The sequence below is a fragment of the Neisseria sp. HMSC061H08 genome, from assembly GCF_001836795.1.
GTDB lineage: Bacteria > Pseudomonadota > Gammaproteobacteria > Burkholderiales > Neisseriaceae > Neisseria > Neisseria subflava_A.
Window position 1 is genome coordinate 18,289 of record NZ_KV830545.1, and the last position, 20,762, is coordinate 39,050.

The 20,762-nt window shown below is 52.1% G+C and carries 18 protein-coding genes, 3 tRNA genes and 1 pseudogene; 11 read left to right on the plus strand and 11 right to left on the minus strand.

What is annotated here, in order from left to right:
- Positions 1-55 precede the first annotated feature (55 nt).
- The 4 genes from HMPREF2675_RS00070 (at position 56) to HMPREF2675_RS00085 (ending at position 4,573) form a co-directional block, all read left to right on the plus strand.
- Complete coding sequence (locus HMPREF2675_RS00070; protein ID WP_070813633.1) at positions 56-997, plus strand: FecCD family ABC transporter permease; 942 nt, start codon at positions 56-58, stop codon at positions 995-997.
- Positions 998-1,043: 46 nt separating this feature from the next.
- Positions 1,044-1,769 (plus strand): ABC transporter ATP-binding protein, encoded by a 726-nt coding sequence (locus HMPREF2675_RS00075; RefSeq protein WP_070813652.1) that lies wholly within the window; start codon positions 1,044-1,046, stop codon positions 1,767-1,769.
- Between the two features lie 273 nt (positions 1,770-2,042).
- A complete protein-coding gene (hutW, locus tag HMPREF2675_RS00080) occupies positions 2,043-3,863 on the plus strand; it encodes a heme anaerobic degradation radical SAM methyltransferase ChuW/HutW (RefSeq protein WP_070813653.1) in 1,821 nt (606 codons plus the stop codon).
- A gap of 92 nt (positions 3,864-3,955) precedes the next feature.
- Positions 3,956-4,573, plus strand: a complete 618-nt coding sequence (locus HMPREF2675_RS00085) for an NAD(P)H-binding protein (protein ID WP_070584578.1) — start codon at positions 3,956-3,958, stop codon at positions 4,571-4,573.
- Positions 4,574-4,730: 157 nt separating this feature from the next.
- Here HMPREF2675_RS00085 and aroG read toward each other — a convergent pair whose 3' ends face one another.
- The 11 genes and pseudogenes from aroG to folD all read right to left on the minus strand — a co-directional run bounded on the left by aroG (position 4,731) and on the right by folD (position 14,881).
- Positions 4,731-5,774, minus strand: coding sequence for a 3-deoxy-7-phosphoheptulonate synthase AroG (aroG, locus tag HMPREF2675_RS00090; protein ID WP_070813634.1), 1,044 nt, complete (start codon positions 5,772-5,774; stop codon positions 4,731-4,733).
- Between the two features lie 292 nt (positions 5,775-6,066).
- Positions 6,067-6,363 (minus strand): annotated as a pseudogene (locus HMPREF2675_RS00095) (alpha/beta hydrolase); the annotation flags it as partial.
- Between the two features lie 270 nt (positions 6,364-6,633).
- On the minus strand, positions 6,634-8,109 hold the full coding sequence (locus HMPREF2675_RS00100) for a surface lipoprotein assembly modifier (RefSeq protein WP_070813635.1): 1,476 nt from the start codon (positions 8,107-8,109) through the stop codon (positions 6,634-6,636).
- Positions 8,110-8,265: 156 nt separating this feature from the next.
- Positions 8,266-8,643 carry a hypothetical protein gene (locus HMPREF2675_RS00105; protein ID WP_070813636.1) on the minus strand — a complete coding sequence of 126 codons (378 nt, stop codon included), beginning with the start codon at positions 8,641-8,643 and terminating at the stop codon, positions 8,266-8,268.
- Positions 8,644-8,815: 172 nt separating this feature from the next.
- On the minus strand, positions 8,816-9,511 hold the full coding sequence (locus tag HMPREF2675_RS00110; protein ID WP_070813637.1) for a M48 family metallopeptidase: 696 nt from the start codon (positions 9,509-9,511) through the stop codon (positions 8,816-8,818).
- A 49-nt stretch (positions 9,512-9,560) separates the two neighbouring features.
- Complete coding sequence (locus HMPREF2675_RS00115) at positions 9,561-10,292, minus strand: lysophospholipid acyltransferase family protein (protein ID WP_070813638.1); 732 nt, start codon at positions 10,290-10,292, stop codon at positions 9,561-9,563.
- Positions 10,293-10,363: 71 nt separating this feature from the next.
- Positions 10,364-10,942: a D-glycero-beta-D-manno-heptose 1,7-bisphosphate 7-phosphatase gene (gmhB, locus tag HMPREF2675_RS00120; RefSeq protein ID WP_070584588.1), complete on the minus strand. Its 579-nt coding sequence runs from the start codon at positions 10,940-10,942 to the stop codon at positions 10,364-10,366.
- Between the two features lie 11 nt (positions 10,943-10,953).
- Positions 10,954-11,406, minus strand: coding sequence for a DUF7832 domain-containing protein (locus HMPREF2675_RS00125; protein ID WP_070813639.1), 453 nt, complete (start codon positions 11,404-11,406; stop codon positions 10,954-10,956).
- A gap of 94 nt (positions 11,407-11,500) precedes the next feature.
- Complete coding sequence (locus HMPREF2675_RS00130) at positions 11,501-12,742, minus strand: aromatic amino acid transporter (protein ID WP_070813640.1); 1,242 nt, start codon at positions 12,740-12,742, stop codon at positions 11,501-11,503.
- Positions 12,743-12,871: 129 nt separating this feature from the next.
- Complete coding sequence (locus tag HMPREF2675_RS00135; protein WP_070813641.1) at positions 12,872-13,945, minus strand: AI-2E family transporter; 1,074 nt, start codon at positions 13,943-13,945, stop codon at positions 12,872-12,874.
- 84 nt (positions 13,946-14,029) lie between these two features.
- Entirely contained in the window at positions 14,030-14,881 is an 852-nt protein-coding gene (gene folD, locus HMPREF2675_RS00140) for a bifunctional methylenetetrahydrofolate dehydrogenase/methenyltetrahydrofolate cyclohydrolase FolD (RefSeq protein WP_070813642.1), read from the minus strand.
- 200 nt (positions 14,882-15,081) lie between these two features.
- Here folD and HMPREF2675_RS00145 point away from each other — a divergent pair.
- The 7 genes from HMPREF2675_RS00145 (at position 15,082) to tldD (ending at position 20,729) form a co-directional block, all read left to right on the plus strand.
- Positions 15,082-15,159, plus strand: a tRNA-Pro gene (locus HMPREF2675_RS00145).
- A gap of 27 nt (positions 15,160-15,186) precedes the next feature.
- Positions 15,187-15,263 (plus strand) — tRNA-Arg (locus tag HMPREF2675_RS00150).
- 9 nt (positions 15,264-15,272) lie between these two features.
- Positions 15,273-15,348, plus strand: a tRNA-His gene (locus HMPREF2675_RS00155).
- A gap of 259 nt (positions 15,349-15,607) precedes the next feature.
- Entirely contained in the window at positions 15,608-16,114 is a 507-nt protein-coding gene (locus HMPREF2675_RS00160; RefSeq protein ID WP_141745162.1) for an adenylyltransferase/cytidyltransferase family protein, read from the plus strand.
- On the plus strand, positions 16,111-17,871 hold the full coding sequence (locus HMPREF2675_RS00165) for a bifunctional biotin--[acetyl-CoA-carboxylase] ligase/type III pantothenate kinase (RefSeq protein WP_070813643.1): 1,761 nt from the start codon (positions 16,111-16,113) through the stop codon (positions 17,869-17,871). The genes HMPREF2675_RS00160 and HMPREF2675_RS00165 overlap by 4 nt, the downstream gene beginning before the upstream one ends.
- 15 nt (positions 17,872-17,886) lie before the next feature.
- A complete protein-coding gene (locus HMPREF2675_RS00170; RefSeq protein ID WP_070813644.1) occupies positions 17,887-18,729 on the plus strand; it encodes a cell division protein in 843 nt (280 codons plus the stop codon).
- Between the two features lie 557 nt (positions 18,730-19,286).
- On the plus strand, positions 19,287-20,729 hold the full coding sequence (gene tldD, locus HMPREF2675_RS00175; RefSeq protein ID WP_070460573.1) for a metalloprotease TldD: 1,443 nt from the start codon (positions 19,287-19,289) through the stop codon (positions 20,727-20,729).
- Positions 20,730-20,762 lie beyond the last annotated feature (33 nt).

Consider the following 20,762-nt stretch of genomic DNA (forward strand, 5'->3'; position numbering starts at 1 on the left):
GTCTTAAAAATGCCGTCTGAAACCGTCCCTCAATCCGCTTGAACCGCATGATGTCATGAAACCGCATATCCTTACCCTCTGCCTGCTGCTTACTGCCGCCGCCGTTTATTTGTGCTGCGGCATCGGTTTTGGCGCGTGGGAGTCGCCATTGGCGATGGATGAAACCGTCCGCCAAATCCGTTTACCGCGCATCTATACCGCACTTTTGGTCGGAGCCGGTTTGTCCGCTTCGGGGGCGGCATTGCAGGCTTTATTTGAGAATCCGTTGGCCGATCCGAGTTTGATCGGGACGTCGGGCGGGGCGGCCTTGGGCGTGATTGTGTTATTGGCTTTGGGCGGCGGCGCGATGGGTGTGCCGGGCGCGGCTTTTCTCGGTGCATTGGGTGTGTGCCTGCTGATTTTGGCGGTGCACAAACTGCTCGGCGGCGGTACTTTGGGATTGCTGGTGTTGGGGTTTGTATTGAGCGCGTTTTCGGGCGCGGTAGTTAGTATGATTTTGTTTTTATCTGACGATTTGGTATTGCGCAGCGCGACAACATGGCTGTCGGGCAGCCTTGCCGAAGCCGGTTTCTCATCGCCTGTCGCGGCAATCGCGGTTATGTTGCCCGGTTTTCTGATTTTGCTGTCCGCAGGCAGGCGGCTGGACGTTTTGATGACAGGGGAAGACACGGCTGCCAGTATGGGGGTATCAGTTGGGGCATTGCGTGTGCAAACCGTAATCGGCGCGGCATTGATGACGGGGGCGGCGGTATCGCTTTCGGGCATCATCGGTTTTCTCGGCATGATGATCCCCAATGTGCTGGCGCAAACCGTCGGTGGCAGCCGCCGCAAACTGATTGCACTGTCGGCTTGGTTGGGCGCAGTGTTTTTGATGGTGGTGGACGGCGCGGCGCGCTGGCTGACATACCCTGTCGATCTGCCGGTTGGTATCGTGATTGCCTTATTGGGCGGACCATTTTTTATGTATTTGTTTATCAAGCCTTTGAAAAGCCGTTAATGCCTAAACAGGCCGTCTGAAACTTCATTGCCCCATGTCTTTTGCCATGCACACCTTATTTCAAATCTGTAATCTTTCCGTCCGCGTCCAAGACAAAACCCTGCTTGAAATCGATCAACTGGATATACCTTCGGGCATGACCGTTATTATCGGTCCGAATGGTGCGGGCAAATCCACTTTGCTGCGGGCCTTAATCGGGCAAACAGGGCAGGGGGGAATCACGCTTTTCGGTGAGGCCGTTGCGCCGCAAATCCGCGCGGGCAGGGTGGCATGGGTCGGACAGCATGGCCGTTACAACATGCCGATGACCGTACGCGAATACATTGCGTTGGCGTCATTTGTACAAAAAGGCCGTCTGAACCATGAATGGGCGGATGAGTTGCTCGATTATTTTGATTTGACGTCATTGGCGGATAAGCGTATCGGCAAGCTCTCAGGCGGCGAACAGCAACGCGCCAACATCATCCGCGCCCTGTTGCAAAACGCGCCGGTCTTGCTTTTGGACGAACCGTGCAACCATCTCGATATCCGCCACCAACACCGCCTGATGCAGTATTTGGTTGGGCATTCAAACCGTGCCTCATCAATAATGGTATTACACGATTTAAACCTCGCCGCGCGTTATGCGGAACATATTATTTTGATGAATAAGGGAAAAGTCGTTGCATCAGGCAAGGTGGGCGAAGTGATGCGCCCTGATTTGCTTGAATCGGTTTACGGTTGGCAGATACGCCGTTGCGAAGATGAGGCAGGGTTTTATTTCAGAAGCTGAGCGCCAACAGGCCGTCTGAAAAACGATAAAGAAAATTTATTTTATCGTTCAAAAATAAAACGAAATGGGAGGATGTTCTCGGCTTGAAGAACCAAATTTTGCGCATTTCACAAGTAAAATGCCGATTTCCATCAAATAGAAATATATTTTATTATTTATAGAATACAATATTTTAAAATAATACTAATTTTTAATTACAAAAAATATTGACAAGAAAATGATAATGATTATTTAATATATAAATCTTACCAATAACTTTTGTTTATCATTATCATGGTACAGCAGCTTGTTTGGACTCCAAGACAATCCGCACCCAAGGCATTTCCCGAACGTCAGGCATTAATGCCCGTTTGGGGCGGCGTTCCAATGCCGCGTCCCCAGTGGCAGAACATTTGGAAGAAAAAGCTTCCCCATGCCGCCGATGTGGACGCGCTTGCTTATCTGCATATTCCATTTTGCGCCAACCACTGCGTTTTTTGCGGCTTCTACCGTAATGCGTGGAAGGACAGCCAAAGCAGCGTGTACACCGACAAAATTATCGAAGAAATGGCCGCTGAAGCCGAAGTTCGTACAGGCAAGGGCAAAATCCGAGCTGTTTATTTCGGGGGCGGTACGCCGACCGCGTTGCTTACGGAAGACATCGTCCGCCTGATTCGTGCCTGCTACCAATATCTGCCGCTTGCCGAAGACTGCGAGTTCACCATCGAAGGGCGCATGAGCCATTTCAATTTGGAAAAAGCACAGGCCTGTATCGAGGCAGGGGCCAACCGCATTTCCATCGGCGTGCAAACCTTCAATACCGCCATCCGCCGCCGTCTCGGCCGCAAACACAGCGGCGACGAGGCGTTTGAATATTTGGCAAAATTGTGCGAACTCGATGCCGTAATTGTGGCAGATTTGATGTTCGGCCTGCCCAATCAAACCGATGAAGTTTGGCAAAACGATATTGCCCGTGCCGCCGAGCTGCCTCTGTCCGGTTTGGATACATACGCGTTCAACCTTTATCCCATGCTGCCCATCAATCGCATGATTGAAAAAGGCGCATTTCCGACACCGCCGGGCTTTGATATTCAGGCAGACCAATATGCCTACACGGTTGAAACACTGCTGGAAAAAGGCTGGGAACAGGTCAGCAACAGCCACTTCGCCTATCCCGGCCGCGGCGAGCGCAACCGCTACAATACTCTGATTAAATCCGATATTCCCTGTTTGGCGTTCGGCTCCGGCGCGGGGGGTAACTTCGGCGGTTTCAGCTATCAGGTGCAGGGCGATTTGGAGAGCTATCTTGCCACGCCGAAAGGCGAGAAAAACATCGCATTTATGAGCGGTCATAGTCCAAATAAAGCACTTCTCAGCAAAGTCCAGCACGATATTGAAACAGGCCGTCTGAATCCATTATTGTTCGACGGCAACAAAACAGCGCAAAAGCTGATTGCCCAATGGCAGGAAATGCAGCTTTTTAAAGAACCCGATTCAGACGGCATTATCCGTTTGAATACCAGCGGCCGTTATTGGTCGCCCACCCTTATCCGCAAACTCATGCTCACTCTTCCGACTCAAGAAAAGGATCAAACCATGCAAAAACTTTCAGCCGAACAACAAACCATGTTACGCCAATCATTGGAAAAAAATCCCGGCCAAGTGCTGGAAATGCTGGCCGCGCAAAACCAATGCAGTTTTGAAGACGTTATCCGCTGCCTGCCTGAAGAGAACGTGCGTCAAACCGAAGGCAGCCGCATTGTCGAAATCCTCCAAGCCATCGCCGCATGGAATGAATCCGTGACCTTCATCGCCCACACCCCCGATGCCATCGTTGAAGTCAGCGGCAAACTGCCTAACGGCAAAGTCGGCCGCGGTTTCTACAATTTTGACCATCCCGAAACCGACGGCGGCGTACACGGTCATATCTATTACGAAAACTGCGCCTCCATCTACCTTTTGGAACGCCCGTTCATGGGCAAAGCCACTTGCTCGCTCAACTTTATCAACCGCAACGGCGGCGCCATGTTTAAAATTTTCGTCGGCCGTGATGAAGCAGGCGAGTTGAAACAACACCAAATCGAAGCCATGCGCAAACTGTTTGATGCCGCTTAAACGGTTTCAGACGGTCTGAAAATCCGTTCCTTGTTGCATAGAGGAGCGGATTTTCTAACAACAAACATCTACCATACAAAGGAACTACAAACATGCAACTCATCTTCGGAGCCAACGGCCCATCCGGCCGCGCCTATATCCGCACATTGACTGACTCAGCCGATACCGTCGCCGTATTGAGAAGGCCGTCTGAAGACAGCTTTTTTACCGAACACAATATTCAAACCGTCGTCGCCGATGCGCTTGATGCCGACGCGCTCGATAAAGCGTTGGCACAATATCGTCCCGATACCGTGATCAGTTTTGTCGGCGGTAAAAACGAAGAGGGCATCCGCAGCGATGCGCTGGGCAATATCAACATCATTGCCGCTACGAAAGCCGCCAATCCGCAAGCTCGCTTTGTACTGATTACCAGCATGGGCTGCGGTGAACAATGGGACATGATGAGCGAGCCGTTCAAACAGGCACTCGGCGAAGCCGTCCGTGCCAAAACGGAAGCCGAAATCTATCTCAAACAAAGCGGTTTGAATTGGACCATCTTGCGCCCCTGCGGCCTTGCCGATGGCGAAGATAATGCCTATACCTTGACACAAAATGCCCAAGAAATTCCGCAAAAATACATGACGCGCAACGGCTTGGCCGCTGCCGTTGCTGCCATTGTCGGCCAAGCGGACAGCAAGGGCGAAACGTATAGCGTTGGTGCGGCATAAACGGATTGAGTAGGCCGTCTGAAACTGTCTTTTAATTGTTTCAGACGGCCTAAATTTTTCCTAACATACTGTTTTTATTATAAGCCTGAGCAAAGAAATCAAAATGACAGACACAAAAAAGACCGGAACGTATCCGGTCTTTTTAATGGTTTTGCACTTACGCTTGATAACCTTTCGCTTCGGCAAGCAGGGCCAGCAATTCTTCAGTCGTATCCCAACCGATGCAGGCATCCGTAATACTTTGACCGTAAACTTCAGGCTTGTCTTGGCGGCCTTCAACCAAGTGGCTTTCCACCATCACACCCATGATGTTTTCTTCACCGGCTTTCAGCTGCTCCGCAACATCGCGCGCCACATCCATTTGTTTGCGGAAGTCTTTACGGCTGTTGGCATGGCTGCAGTCCACCATTAGTTTGCTGCTCACGCCGGCTTTTTGAAGCTGCGCAACTGCGTCTTTAACGTGTTCCGCGCTGTAATTAGGCTCTTTACCACCGCGCAAAATCGCATGGCAGTCAGGATTGCCGCTGGTGTGGACAATCGCGGAATGACCGGCTTTGGTTACAGACAGGAAGTGGTGCGGATGATTGGCGGCGCCGATGGCGTCGATGGCGATTTTCAGATTGCCGTCCGTACCGTTTTTAAAGCCGACAGGGCAGGAGAGGCCGCTGGCCAATTCGCGGTGTACCTGGCTTTCAGTCGTACGCGCACCAATCGCGCCCCAAGAAATCAGGTCGGCGTAGTATTGCGGCGTAATCATGTCCAAGAATTCAGTCGAAGCAGGCATGCCCATTTCATTCAAAGTCAGCAACAACTGACGTGCTTGGCGCAGGCCATAGTTGATGTCAAACGTACCGTCCAAGTGCGGATCGTTAATCAGACCTTTCCAGCCAACGGTTGTACGCGGTTTTTCAAAATACACGCGCATTACAATCAGCAGCTCTTTCTCATATTTTTTGCGCAAGGTCAGCAATTTTTGCGCATATTCTACCGCCGCCTTAGTATCGTGAATCGAGCATGGGCCGATGATGACCAGTAAACGATTGTCGCGGCCGTGAACCAAATCCGCAATTTCATGACGTGTTTTATAAACCAAATTGGCAACCTGAGGCGTAACAGGCAGCTCATACAAATGTGCGATTGGAGGGAGTAACTCTTTGACTTCCTTGATCTTAATATCGTCGGTAGGGTGGTGCTGGGACATGATGAACTCTCTTGTTTATTTTTGATACAGGTTACAGGTTTTAGCAGAATTAAACAAGGCTTGATTTTTTGTTTTAGCAATTTTATTCTAAAATTTCTTTATTTAAATTATTTTATGGAATTTAAAATCAGTTAATTCATAAAAATTAGAATTTAATTCTATTAAAAATTTCATTTATATAATAAAGGGCTTTAAGTTTTTATTAAAATACAGGCCGTCTGAAAAAGTTCAGACGGCCTTTCTTTAATTAAAACAGGATACCAAATCTCATCTCAATCTATATTGCGAACAATTATTTTGCAGAATTGCTAACTTGTTTCATCCAGGCAAACAGTTCGTCTAAGTCATAATCGCCGCTGTGGCCAACATCCCAAGGCAGGGCGTAGTCGACGGTTTGGCCGTTGTTTTGCAGTTTGGCGGTTAAGATGGCGGAGACTGCCAGTGAGGTGTCGCGGTCGTTGGTGCCGACGCGGATGCGCCAGTTTTGTGGCAGGTTTACGCCCGGTTTGCCGATGTAGTTGAGCGGGTTCATGATTTTGACGGTTTCTTCGTCCGCGATTTCGGCGTTGGCAGCGGTGTTGTGTTGAAGAGGTAAACGGATACGATAACCAATACTAAGGCCGTCTGAAACGCCAAGTTGGGTTTCAGACGGCCTGATTTTTTGTAACGTTATGTAGTGTTGTGCGTTGCGCTGTGAAGTAATATTGGCTTGGATTTATCTATTTGATAAATATAAATTTAATGAGGAATTATGCCTTGAAAATCCTATTTATCCGGTATCTGTAAAAGTTTGAATCTGCCTTGTAAATCAGTATGCAGGACCGATATTTTTGCTTGATCCCCAGATTAGTTCTATTTGTCAGAACGTTTTGCTCAATTCGACAAACATTTTGGTTTTGCCGTATTCGTAGAACTTGTCGTTGCTCCATGTTTTGTTGTGGGCAATGGTCAGGCGTGGGGTGATGCCTTTGAAATGGAGGGCGCGATGCCATACGCTCAGGGAGGCGGAGGCTTCTTTGTCGCGGCGGTTTTGTTCGTTGCTGAAGAAGCTGGGGGCTTGGTAATGGCGTTGGGCGGCGCTGAGGCGTAGGACGGTGGAGAGGCCTTTGGGCCATTCTTGTCCCCATGTGGTGCGCAGGGCGTAGCGGTTGAAGCTGTCGCTTTTGTCGTCGCGGTTGCGTTCGCGGTAGAGGTCGATACCGGCTACCCAGTATTGGCGCGCGTTGCGGTAGTACACGATGGAGTTGCTGAGCAGTTGGCTGGTGTTGTTGGAATGCTCGCGGCGGCCGTTTTTCAGACGGCCTGCTTCAAATGCGCTGAGGGTTTGCAGCTTGGGTTGCCACCAATGGTTGTAGTGGAGGCGTGCGCCGTTGGTGTAGGTGTAGGGGTCGTTGCCGTAGAAGCGGCGTTCATGGAACGGGGTCATGCCGATATCGTTGCGCTGGTCGGCATAGCCGATGCCTGCCGAAAAGCGTGTGGTGAGGTCGTTGTAGTTGGTGTGTTTGGGATAGATTTTGCCGTAATGGTCTGCGCCTGCCGTGGCATAGAAGCCGCGGGGCAGCGACCATTTTTTTTCTGCGCCGATTTGGTAATGGATGGCAGTGGCATCGATGGGTTCGGGGAATGTCCAGCCTCGGAAGCAGTCGTCGTCGGGATAGGCAAGGCGCACGGCGTGGCATTGTTCATCGCTCAGGTGGTTGCCCAGACGGCGTTGGCCGGGGGCTTGGTTGATGTTTTGTTCGCGCGTGATGTTCAAGCCGGCATTGAATTGCCATGAGTCGCGTTCACGCAGGGCTTTGCGGTAGGTTTCGATGCGTTCTTGCAAGGCAGGCGGGAGGGATTCGGTTTGTAGTTTGTCGAACTGGTCGGCTGCGGCTTCGTTTTGTTTGTCTTCAAACAAGGCGGTCGCAAGCTGCCAGCGGACGGCGGAGGCATCGGGTTGCTCGGCGATAAAGCGGCGGTAATGGCCGATGGCTTCGGCGGCGCGTCCTTCGGATTGGGCAAGCAAACCTTTGGCATAGCGTGCCATGGCGCGGTCGTGTTCTGGCCATTGTTCGTAAATGGGCAAAACGGCTTTGATGCCGGGGATGTTGTGGGCGACGACGGCGGAATACATGGCGCGTGCCAGTAATTCGGTATTGGCAAGCAGGGTGTCGGCATCGACGTTGATGATTTTTTCAGACGGCCTGTTTGTCTGCTCGACAGGGATGTTGTGCGTTTCGGGTTGTTGGGGTTCGGCTGTGTTGACTTGAAGCTCGGGTTTCACATCAGGCGGCACATCGGCGGCGTGAAGGGAAAGGGGAAGGATGGCGAGGAGGAGCAGACGTTTTTTCATGGCAATGTTTGGGATGTTATCGGTATAAGTGGGCAGATTGTACAATGTTTTGAGTCAGAAATTTTACAAACCGAGTGCCATTATATCTGATAAAGACGACAAAAGGCCATCTGAAACCCGATGGGATTTCAGACGGCCTTTATTTGCGAGTCGGATTTAGTTTTGGTCCAAGTCCAAATCCAAATCGGCTTTGTATTCGATACGGCCTTGGCCTTTATCTTCGATGGAAACGTCCAGCTCTTGTTTGCCGCGTTTGAATTTCAGATCGGCATCGTCGTGTTTGATTTCAGACTCAACCACATGGAAACCTTTGCTGCGCGCGTGGGCGATCACTTTTTTGGCCAAGGAAGGAATGGAATTGCGTTGACCGGAAAGTTCGGCTTCGTATTCAAATTCGCCGTTGCCTTGATGATCGGCTTTGATGGTGTGTGCGCCTGCCGGACGGTAGATTTCGGAAGGCAGCGGGGAGGCGAATGCCGTGGCGGAGAAAAGAGCCAAAATGCCGGTGGCCAGTAACGATTTTGCTTTGGTCATCGGTTTTCCTTTCTGAAAAGGGTTTGTAGAACGACATCATCTTATCGGCAGGTATGAGGGGGCGGCAAGCGGATAAACCTGATTTTACGCGCGGCTACATGATTTGTTTGGAGGGCGTTGATTCTTTGCTTTGGGCTGGTGTTTGCTTGCAGAAAAATGCTGCTGGGAAGACTTAGCCGAGGCGGAACAATTCGCCGCCGTGCGCCTTCAGCCATTGTTCGGCTTGGTCGACATACGGCGTGAGCGAGTGGGTCAGAGCCCAAAATGCAGGGCTGTGGTTGGGATGGCGCAGGTGGGCGAGTTCGTGCAGGCAGACGTAGTCGGCGACATATTCGGGCGCGCCGATGAGCCGCCAGTTGAGGCGGATGCCGGTGGTGTGGCGGCATACGCCCCAGAAGGTTTTGGCGTTGGAAAGGGAAATGGCGCTCGGGGTCAGGCGTGTGGTTCGGATATGGCCTTCGAGGCGTGGCAGCAGATACTCACGCGCACGCTCGTGCAGGAAGCGGCGCAAATGGGTGAGTTGGGCGGCGGTTTCTTTTTCGGGCAATAGGATTTCAGACGGCCTGATTTGGATGTGGTTTGTTGTGTGGACGGACAAGGCCGTCTGAACGCCTTGATACCAAATCCATTCGGGAAGCGTGTCGGTAGGTGTTTGTCGGACCGGTGTTTTATTTAGGGTACGGCGCAGGATGGCTTCGTTGTCGTTCAGCCATTGGGTAAAGGTGCGCTGGGTAACAAACGGAGGGATATTGATGCTGACGGTATCGGCGGAAACGGGGCGCAAGATGAGGTTTTTCTTGGCGCTGCGTTTGAGCTGGATATGAATAGTGAGGCCGTCTGAAAGAGTGTGTGTATGGAGGCGGGGCATGGTGTTTGAGGGAAAGGGGAGGGCATGGCGGCCCACCCGATGGAATAATTTATTTGGTTTGGGGCGCGAACGGGCCTTGTCCGGTAATCAGGGGCTGTTGGCTTTCGATCCATTGCTCGCATTGGGCCATGAGTTCGGCTTCATTGCCGTTGTTGTGGGCAATGGGTTTGCCGATGATGACGCTGACCGTGCCGGGGTATTTGAGGAAGGAGTTGCGCGGCCAAAATTCGCCGCTGTTGAGCGCGACGGGGACGATGTCCATCTCAAACATTTTTGCCATGCGCGCGCCGCCGAGCTTGTAGCGGCCTTTTTCACCGGGCGGCAGGCGTGTGCCTTCAGGAAAAATGGTAATCCAATAGCCTTCGTTTTTACGCGCAAGGCCTTGTTCTAAGAGTTGTTTGTTGGCTTCGCGGCTGTTGCTGCGGTCGATGCCGATGGTTTTAACCAGCTTCAAGCCCCAGCCGAAGAAAGGGATTTTGAACAGTTCGCGTTTGGCAACATAGACTTGCGGCGGAAAAATCTCTTGCAGGGCGAGGGTTTCCCAGCCGCTTTGGTGTTTGGCGCAGATGATGGCAGGGTGGTCGGGAATGTTTTCTGCGCCGCTTAAGGTGTAGTTCAAACCGATGACGTGCTTGAGCGACCAGTTGAGGATGCGCACCCAAATTTGCGCCATTTTGTGTGCGCCGCCTTGGAAGGGCAGGGCAAGCAGCATAAATGGGAACAGCAAAATAATGCTAGAGGAAAGGATGAACCAGTAAATCAGGTTGCGGATAATCAGCATATCGGGGAAAAGTCTGTCGTTTGAAGGCCGTCTGAACGCCATTGTCGGCAGTTTTCAGACGGCCTTGTTGTTTATAGGATGGCTTGCGCGGCTTCTTCGATTTGTGTGTTTTCACGCATGATGTATTGCGAGAAAGCCAGCAGGTTGTCGAAGACTTGGGTGTGTTCGGGCAGTTCTTGCTCGTGTTTGGCCAGCGTTTTTTTACCTTTGCCGGTCAGGACGAGCGCGGATTTGCCGCCTGCGGCATCAATGGCTTGCAGGTCGCGCAGGCTGTCGCCGACCAGCCAGGTTTCGGCGGCATTGGCTTTGAAGCGTTCGATGATGTCGATAATCATGCCGGGCTTGGGTTTGCGGCATTCGCAGTTGTCGGCGGCAGTGTGCGGGCAAAACCAAATGCCATCGATGGTACCGCCTGCTTGAACGGCAAGGCGGTGCATTTTTGCGTGCATTTCGGTCAGGTCTTGCACGGTAAAGTATTTGCGGCCAATACCGGATTGGTTGGTGGCCACGGCGATGGTGTAGCCTGCCTGCGTTAAAAAGGCGATGGCATCCATGCTGCCTTCGATGGGAATCCATTCGTCAACGGATTTGACGAAATCGTCGCGGTCTTGATTGATAACGCCGTCGCGGTCGAGGATGATGAGTTTCATGGTGTGGGCTCTTATTTTTCTGCTTTCAAACTGCTTTTCCATTTTTCAAAGGCCGTCTGAAAAACGGGTGTCAGTTTGGCGAAGGTTTCCGGGGTGTTTTTGACGTGGTAGAAGCCGCCGAGCGAGGGCGTGTCGAGGGCGAGGACGTAGTCTTCCATAAATGCGCCGTAGCCGTCTTCTTCGTCGGTGTAGTAGAACTCGGTAAACCGTTGGCCGAGTTCGGTAAAGTCGTCCGCCGTTAATGCGCCGTCCATGTGTTTGAGCAGGAAGTGTCGTCCGCTGATTTTGCCCGAGGTCATGGCGGCGAAGTCGGCTGCGGTTTCGGAGGCGGTTTGCCAGACGGGGTTGACGAGGCCTGCCTGCGCTGCCCATTGCCAGTACATGCCGATATGGGTGGCGGCGTTTTCGGGTGGGAGCTGGTCGGGATAGTCTTCGTCGAGATGGAAACGGATATTGTCGTACATGGACGGTGTTCGTTGGGGGGAAAGGGGGTATTGTAGCGGAAAATAATGAATTAGGCCGTCTGAAAGAGGGTGTTTCAGACGGCCTTAAGGGAATTTAACCTTTAAATACGGGAACAAGCTCCATTTTGTTTAAGCTCCATGCCAGTATATTGACGATACCGAAGAGAGCTACCCAGTAAATTAGCCATACACCTCCATAAACAGTGTAAGTTTTGCTTTTACCAAATTTCTGACGGGAATGGAACAGTAATAAGATTGGTGTAGAGCAGGTCCATACGGTAGCAACGAGTCCAACATAGCCAATGGCCGTGACAAAGCCAGTAGGAAAAAGCAAGCAGGAAATCAAGGGAGGGAGGAAAGTAACAGCTGCAGTTTTGGTGCGTCCTGAGGGGCTATCGTTCCATTTGAATATATCAGCAATGTAATCAAATAGTCCGAGAGTTACGCCCAAAAAGGATGTAGCAATTGCCATGTAGGAAAAGAAAGACAGTATTAATGCCATGTTACCGGTAGGAACAAATTTTGATAGTGTTTCGATGAGGATAGATACTTGTCCATCAGCGGCGATAACCGGTGCGAACTCGTTGCGCGGCAGGTTGCCTTGGATAGCGATTTGCCAGAGGACGTAAATCACCAAGGCAATCAGCGTCCCCGACCACAGGGATTTGGCCACTTTGGGCGCGTCGCCTTTAAAGTATTTGAGCAGGCTGGAGACGTTGCCATGGAAGCCGAATGAGGCAAGGCAGACGGGCAGAGCGGTAGCGACATAAATCCAGTAGCTGGTGCCGGCAGGGGCTTGGCTGTCAAACAGGACAGGCATTTTGGCATCGGCAATCAGGCCGCCGGTTGCCCAGATGAAGGTGAGTACCATGCCGCCGATGAGGATGCTGGTGAAGCGGTCAACCAAGCGTGCGGATGCCCAAACGCAAAAGGCGAGAATGCCGAAGAAGACGAGTTGGCCGACGGTAAGCGAAATTTCGCCACCTACCGCGCTGCCGATGCCTTTGGCGGTCAGGTCGCCGCCGACGAAGATGTAGGCGTAAGTGAGCAGGTATAAAACGAAAGCGACGGCAACGCCGTTGATGACGTTCCAAGTCGGGCCGAGCAGGTCTTTGACCATGGTGTCGAAGCTGGCACCGTGCGGATAATGGGTGTTGACTTCCAAAATCATCAGGCCGCTGGAGAGCATGGAAAACCAGGTGTACAGCAACACGGCCAGCGAGCCGGTAAACCATACGCCGGAGGTGGCGGTCGGGTTGGCAAGCATGCCTGCGCCGATAACCGTACCGGCGATAATCATCGCGCCGCCGAATAGGGAAGGGGTTTTGGTTGACATTGTTTGTCTTTCTTCTAGGAATGCGTGGCTGCCATTATGCCGTAAAGTGTAAGAAAAGGTAAAGCAAAGGCCGTCTGAAAACCCGATTGTCGTTTTCAGACGGCCTTTGATGTGTATAAACGCAACTGATTAAATCAATTTTCGCAGTTTCAATTCGTTTTTCAAATAGGCGTAATAAACCGGCGCGACGATGATGCCGCCGATGCCGAAAATGCGTTCAAAGACGACCATTGCCACCAGCAATTCCCACGCGCTGGATTCGATTTCCGAGCCGATGATTTTGGCGTTGAGGAAATATTCGAGCTTGTGGATGACAACGAGGAACACCAGCGAGGCGAGTGCGACGTAAAGCGATGCGCCGAGGCTCAAAATAATGATAATGGTGTTGGAAATCAGGTTGCCCGCCACCGGAATCAGACCGACGATAAAGGCGACGATCAGGACGGTCATTTTAAACGGCAGCTCAACGCCAAAAAGCGGCAAAACCAAGTAAAGGTACAGGCCGGTCAGGAAAGTGTCGATCAGCGAGATTTTGACTTGTGCGAGGAACACGCGTTCAAAGCTGGTTTCAAAATTGATGATGCGCCGCATCAATTCGGCTTTAAACAATGGCATTTTGTGGCGGTTTTTGCGCATTTCCAGGCGGTGGAAACTGAGCATGGCGCCGATGATGATGCCGATGAGGATGTACACGAAGGACGTGATGCTGTTTTTACTGATGCGGGTCAGCGCGGCGCGGTATTCTTCAATCAGCTTGATCGCCGAGGCTTTGATTTCGGCCATATTGTTGGGCAGCATATTGAGAATGGCCGCAGGCAGGTCTTGGCTGTTTTTGGTGTCTTCCAAAATTGCCGCCAGCTTCGCCAACATAAAGCCGACATGGCCGCCGTGTATCAGGTGGTAAATGCCTAAAGACATCATTGTGATGATGCTGAACACGATGGCCAGCGTCAGCGTAGTGGAAATCAGGTTGATATTGTGCGCGTTGAGCGATTTATGCAGCCGCGTGTTGCGCGGCAAAACACGGCGGCGGAGCTTGAGGATGACGCCGTTGGTGCGCGTAATAAAGATATAGGTCAGGATAACCGACAGCAGCAGCGGCAGCAAATGGTAGTGCAAGACAATCAGCAAGGCCAAGCCCATCAGGATATAGGAAGCGTTGCGGAAAGTCGGGTTGTCGGTGTGGGAAGAGAGTAAGGACATGTGAAGCCAATAAGGTAAAAAGCAAAAAAACAGGTCAGGCCGTCTGAAAAACCATGTTCAGACGGCCTAACTTAATGACAGCGATTAATCGTGCAATGAGGCCGCGTGTAGCGTGTTTTCCAACAAAGTGGCAATCGTCATCGGGCCGACGCCGCCGGGAACGGGCGTAATCATGGATGCGCGTTCTTTGGCAACATCAAACTCCACGTCGCCGCACAGGCTGCCGTCGTCCAAGCGGTTGATGCCCACATCGATAACGACTGCGCCGGGTTTGACCCATTCGCCTTTAACGAAATTCGGAATGCCTACGCCGACCACCAAAATATCTGCGGCAGCAACTTCATCGGCAAGGTTTTGCGTGGCACTGTGGCAAATGGTTACCGTCGCGCGGGACAGCAGCAATTCCAATGCCTGCGGGCGGCCGACAATATTGGACGCGCCGACGACGACGGCTTTTTTGCCTTTCGGGTCGATGTCGTAGGCTTCCAACAAAGTCATCACGCCTTTGGGTGTGCAAGGGCGCATCAGCGGCATTTTGACGACCAGGCGGCCGACATTGTAAGGGTGGAAGCCGTCCACATCTTTATGCGGCTCGATACGCTCCAAAACCGCTTGGCTGTCAATGTGTGCCGGCAGCGGCAGTTGCACCAAAATACCGTCGACGGCAGGGTCGCCGTTCAATTCGTCCACCAGTTTCAGCAAATCGTCTTGCGTGGTTTCAGACGGCAGCTCGTAAGAGCGCGATTCGATGCCGCTTTTTTGGCAGGCCAGTTTTTTATTGCGTACATAAACCGCGCTGGCAGGGTCGTCGCCAACCAATACCACCGCCAAGCAAGGCGTGTGCAAACCTTTTTCCTGACGCGCTTTTACCGCCTGCGCGACCGCCTCGATGCGTTGCTGGGAGATTTTTTTTCCGTCTATAAGTTGTGCAGCCATGATTTTTCCTCCTCAATAGGGATAAATATTGCGTTTAAATTATCGCATTTTTCAGACGGCCTGACACAAAAGAGTGCCTCAATTACGAAACATAAAAATAAATAACGATTAAAAATAATAAGATAACCAAAAAATGAAAAAATAAAGCAAAGTAAGTGTTGACCGGGTTAAAAAGGGTCTGTATAGTTCAGGTCTTCAGTCGGGGCGTAGCGCAGCCCGGTTAGCGCATCTGCTTTGGGAGCAGAGGGTCGTGAGTTCGAATCCCACCGCCCCGACCACAAAATTCTTCGCACGAATCGGCATGAGCGCCCGTAGCTCAACCGGATAGAGCACCGACCTTCTAAGTCGGGGGTTACAGGTTCGATTCCTGTCGGGCGTGCCAATTTTTACGGTGGCTGTAGCTCAGTTGGTAGAGCCCTGGATTGTGATTCCAGTTGTCGTGGGTTCGAGCCCCATCAGCCACCCCAGATGAAAGCCTGCATATTGTATGCAGGCTTTTTTCCGTTTATACCCAAATTTTACTTTAGATTTAATTAGGTTTCAAAAAAGTATTTATCAAACCGTTTCATCATGGCATCGGCAAAAATGGCGTTTGCCGTGATATCAAATATCAATGAATACGCAATCAAGCCCGAATATTGTACCGTTCGGTATCTTTTTATGGCGTTTCGCCGTTATCCTTTATAATACCCCGGTTATTTTCTGTTTCACTCCCAAAGGAACCGCATCATGTCCGAATGGTCAGCTCCAGAATTCGAATCTAAAATCTGTCCGCCCGAAAAGCTGGCGGAGCGTTTGGCGGCATTGCCCCGTCCGCTGGTGTTTACCAATGGCTGTTTCGATATTCTCCATAGGGGCCATGTAACCTATCTGGCGCAGGCGCGATCGGCCGGTGCGGCTTTGGTGTTGGCATTGAATACCGATGCTTCGGTGCGCCGGCAGGGCAAGGGGGACGACCGTCCGATTAATCCTTTGGAAAACCGCGCGGCAGTGGCAGCGGCATTGGCCAGTGTGGATTTGGTCACATGGTTTGATGACGACACGCCGGCCGCGTTGATTGAAATGGTCAAACCCGATGTATTGATTAAAGGCGGCGATTGGCCTGTGGATAAGATCGTCGGTGCGGCTGAGACGTTTGCGCGTGGCGGCAAAGTATTTTCGATTCCGTTTTTACACCAGACTTCGACCACCAAAACTTTGGCGAAAATCCGCGAAGCCGGAGGAGGCGAATGACGGATTTGAACAGCCGCCATTGGGCTTTGCTCGCCGCGCTTTCAGACGGCCTGCCGCAACACGTTTCTCAGTTGGCGCGAGTGGTCGGTATGAAGCCGCAACAATTAAACGGATTCTGGCAGCAGATGCCGGGCCATATCCGCGGTTTGCTGCGCCAGCACGACGGGCAATGGCGCTTGGTGCGCCCTTTGGCTGTGTTTGCCGAAGAATCTCTGCAACAAATGGCTGGGAAACAGGGTTTTCGTGCGCAGTTGAAACACGAATGTTCGTCCAGCAATGACGAAATCATGGCATTGGCGCGCCAGTCGGCAGATTTGGCGCATAAGGCCTTGTGTGTGGCGCATTTCCAAACCAAGGGCCGCGGACGGCAAGGGCGAAGCTGGGTCAACCGACAGGGCGAATGCCTGATGTTCAGCTTGGGCTGGGCATTTGACAAGCCGCAGTATGAGCTGGGTTCGCTGGCGTTGGTGGTGGCATTGGCTTGCCGACGCGCGCTTGCCGATATCGGTTTGGACGTAAATATCAAGTGGCCGAACGATTTGGTCGTGGCCAACGATAAATTGGCCGGTATTTTGATTGAAACGGCGCGGGTAGAGAATAAGACTGTCGCCGTCATTGGCATTGGCATTAATTTTGTATTGCCGAAAGAAGTTGAAAACGCCACTTCCGTGCAGGCCTTGTTTCAGACGGCCTCTAAGCATGGTGTAAGCGCCAAAACTTTATTGAATGCGGTATTGGTGCAACTTGATGCGCTGTTGAACGAATACGCGCAAAACGGATTCGCGTCATGCGTCGGCGAATACAATGTCGCCAACCGCGACACGGACAGGCCGGTGTTGCTGCTTCAGGAAGGACGCGTTGTACACGAAGGCGTGGTCAAAGGCGTGGATGCGCAAGGCGCGTTGCGTTTGTTGACGGACAAGGGCGAAAAAACCATTGTCAGCGGCGAGATCAGCTTGCGTCCGGATAATCGTCCGGCACAACCTGCCGCCGCCAAGCCAGAACGCTTTTTGCTGCTGGACGGCGGCAACAGTCAGTTGAAATGGGCGTGGGTAGAGAACGGTACATTTTCCGAAGTCGGCCGCGCGCCGTATCGTGATTTGACCCAGCTGGGTGAAGAATGGCTGCAATTTGCCGATGACGATGTGAAAATTGTTGGTTGCGCCGTGTGTGGTTCGGTAAAAAAAGCGATGGTCGAAGAACAATTAACCCGTCCGGTCGAATGGCTGTCTTCCATGCCGCAGGCTTTGGGTATCCGCAACCATTACCGCCGCCCTGAAGAACATGGTTCCGACCGTTGGTTTAATGCGCTGGGCAGCCGCCGCTTCACGCAAAACGCCTGCGTCGTCGTCAGCTGCGGTACTGCCGTAACCACCGATGCGCTGACGGAAGACAATCATTATCTCGGCGGCACCATCATGCCGGGTTTCCACTTGATGAAAGAGGCGATGGCGCTCAAGACCGCCAACCTCAACCGCCCCATCGGCAAGGTATATCCGTTCCCAACCACAACGCCGAACGCCATTGCCAGCGGCATGATGGATGCCGTTTGCGGCGCGTTGATGATGATGCATGGCCGTCTGAAAGACAAAACGGGCGGGGGCAAACCGGTCGATATCATTATCACCGGCGGCGGCGCGGCTAGAGTCGTGCAGGCGCTGCCGGAGTCATTCGTTCATGACAATCAAGTGAAAATCGTCGATAATCTCGTGATTCACGGGCTCTTGCATTGGATCGCCCATCGCAACGGACAATAAAAAGGAAAACGCATCATGAAATGGCTGTTTGCGGTCTTGGTCGCACTCAACATCATTGTTTTTGGCAGCATGGTTGCCTATCGGACACAACATAAAACCGCCAAACCCGAATCTGCTTTGGAAGGCGGTACACACGAATTATTGCGCCCGTCTTCTTTGGACGTGCCCAAAGCCGAGCCTCAGCAGGCATCGCAACCCGATTGGGTGGTGGTCGAATCAGACGGCCTGATTATGGCTGAACCCGAATCCGAAGAAGCGGAAGCCTTGCGTAAAAAGCAAGAAGCGCAGCAGTTGAAAGAGAAAAAAGAAAAAATGCGCCGCGAGAAAGAGGCGCAAGAACGTCGCGCCGCTGAAGAAGAAATGGGCGCGGCCGGTGTGGAACGCTTGTGTACCAGCAGCGCCACTGTGGTGATGGATGAAGACGATTACCACCGCATCAAAGGCCTGTTGGGCAAATGGCCTCATGCGGCCAGCCGCAGTATCGAAAAACGCAACGGCGCATCCGGTGGCGAGACTGCTTCCAAAACCTTCCGCGTGGTCTTGCCTGCGGACGGCGACACTTCCGCCCAGCTTGATGCCTTGGGTAGCCGCGGCTTTAGCGGCAGCATTCACAACGGCGAAATCAGTATTGACGTAACACGCAGCCGTTCTTCCGCCCAAGTTTTGATTTCACGCTTGTCCAGCGCAGGTTTCGGTGGCGCGCGCATTGTCGAACAGGAAGACAGAAGCGCACCCGATACCGGTTTGAGCGTGGCGCGCATGACCGTGGTCTTTATGGCGGTCGACGAGCGCGATGCCCAAGACATCAGAAACATTGTCGGCCGTTATGGCAAGTTGAACATGAAAACCTGCCGGTAATCAGGTCTATTCGGTTTCAGACGGCCTGATCAGCAGTCCCAAGCCTGATAAACCAAGCGCCATAAAACACGAAACCCACTGTATCGGCAGTGGGTTTCGTGTTTTTCGGTTTTGAGTATCTGATATAAAGGGGAACAGGTATCTTTCGTATATGCGCACTCCGAGTATCAAGAGATAATGGGAAAGAGGGGGATAAAATCTGTCGTTTAATGGCTCGGATTAGGACGTCTTCCGAGTGGTTTTGATTATACGCTAATAATAACTATTATCAATAGCAAAATTGAAAAAATAAGGGATTTTTCTGTAATAGATTGTTTTGTATGGAAATTAAGTTTTAGTATCGTCTTTGCCGTGATTGAAAAGGTCGTCTGAACGTCAAACAAACAGGCCGGTTGAACTAGGGCAAGGCAAACATTTCAACCCTATATTTCAGACGGCCTTTTGATTTGTTTCAATCACTCATAAACCCAAGCAATCAACATATCCAAAGCCATATAAAATACCGTATAATCAAGGCCAAATTAACTTTGCCTGCTTGTCGGGCCGTCTGAAAAATTATGCAACAAACCTATGCCGCAGTACAGCGAGATTTGCTCGAAGCCAACCATCTTTCCCCCGATTTGCTCGCCCAAAGCCTGAGCATTATCGGCGCCAACCATGTCGATTATGCCGACATCTATTGTCAGCGTACTGCCTATGAAAGCTGGCATCTGGAAGAAGGCATCGTCAAATCGGGCAGCTTTCAAATCGATCAGGGCGTGGGCGTGCGTGCCGTTTCGGGCGATAAAACTGCTTTTGCTTACGCCGACAGCCTGTGTATCGATTCGATCAACCGTTCTGCCAAAGCCGTGCGCGTGATTGGTGCGGCCGGCAACGAGGCCAGCGTCAAAGTGCCGACACCTGCCTACGGCAAGCCTGTCCACATGGCGATTGACCCTATTGCCAGTCTTGATTCTGCTGCCAAAGTCGCGCTGTTGAACAAAGTTGAAACGCTGGCCAAAGCCGCCGATCCGCGTATCGTGCAAGTGATGGCCGGTTTGACCTGCGAATATGATATGGTGTACATCGCACGTTTGGACGGTAAACACGCTGCCGACATCCGCCCGATGGTGCGCATGAACGTTACTGTCATTGCCAAGCAGGGCGAGCGTCGCGAGCAGGGCAGCGCGGGCGGCGGCGGACGTTATGATTTGGCGTATTTCGATGAAAACTTGGTGCATCGGTTTGTCGATTCCGCCGTTAAACAAGCCCTGACCAATCTCGAATCCCGTCCTGCGCCTGCCGGCGAGATGACCGTTGTTTTGGGCAACGGCTGGCCGGGCGTGTTGTTGCACGAAGCGGTCGGACATGGTTTGGAAGGCGATTTCAACCGTAAAGAAACCAGCGTTTTCTCCGGCCGTATCGGCGAGCGCGTGGCCGCCAAAGGCGTTACCGTTGTGGACCAAGGCGATATTGCCGACAGACGCGGTTCGCTCAATATCGACGACGAAGGCAATGAAACCCGCCGCACCGTATTGATTGAAGACGGTATTTTGGTCGGCTATATGCAGGACGAAACCAACGCCCGCCTGATGGGTACGCAATCGACCGGCAACGGCCGACGCGAAAGTTACGCTTCTGCGCCTATGCCGCGCATGACCAATACCTTTATGGAAAACGGCGGCTATGAGCCGGAAGAAATCATCGCGTCCATTGATAAGGGCATTTACGCGGTCAACTTCGGCGGCGGACAAGTGGACATTACCAGCGGCAAGTTCGTGTTCAGCGCATCCGAAGCGTGGTGGGTGGAAGGCGGCAAACTGCAATATCCTGTCAAAGGCGCGACCATCATCGGCAATGGCCCCGAAGTGCTGAAACACGTTTCCATGATAGGCAACGACACTGCGCTCGACAGCGGTATCGGCGTATGCGGCAAAGAAGGGCAGAGCGTCCCTGTCGGCGTCGGACAACCGACCCTGAGGATTGATGCCGGACTGACCGTCGGCGGTAGCGAGATTTAAACGGCAGGCCGTCTGAAAAGTTTTCAGACGGCC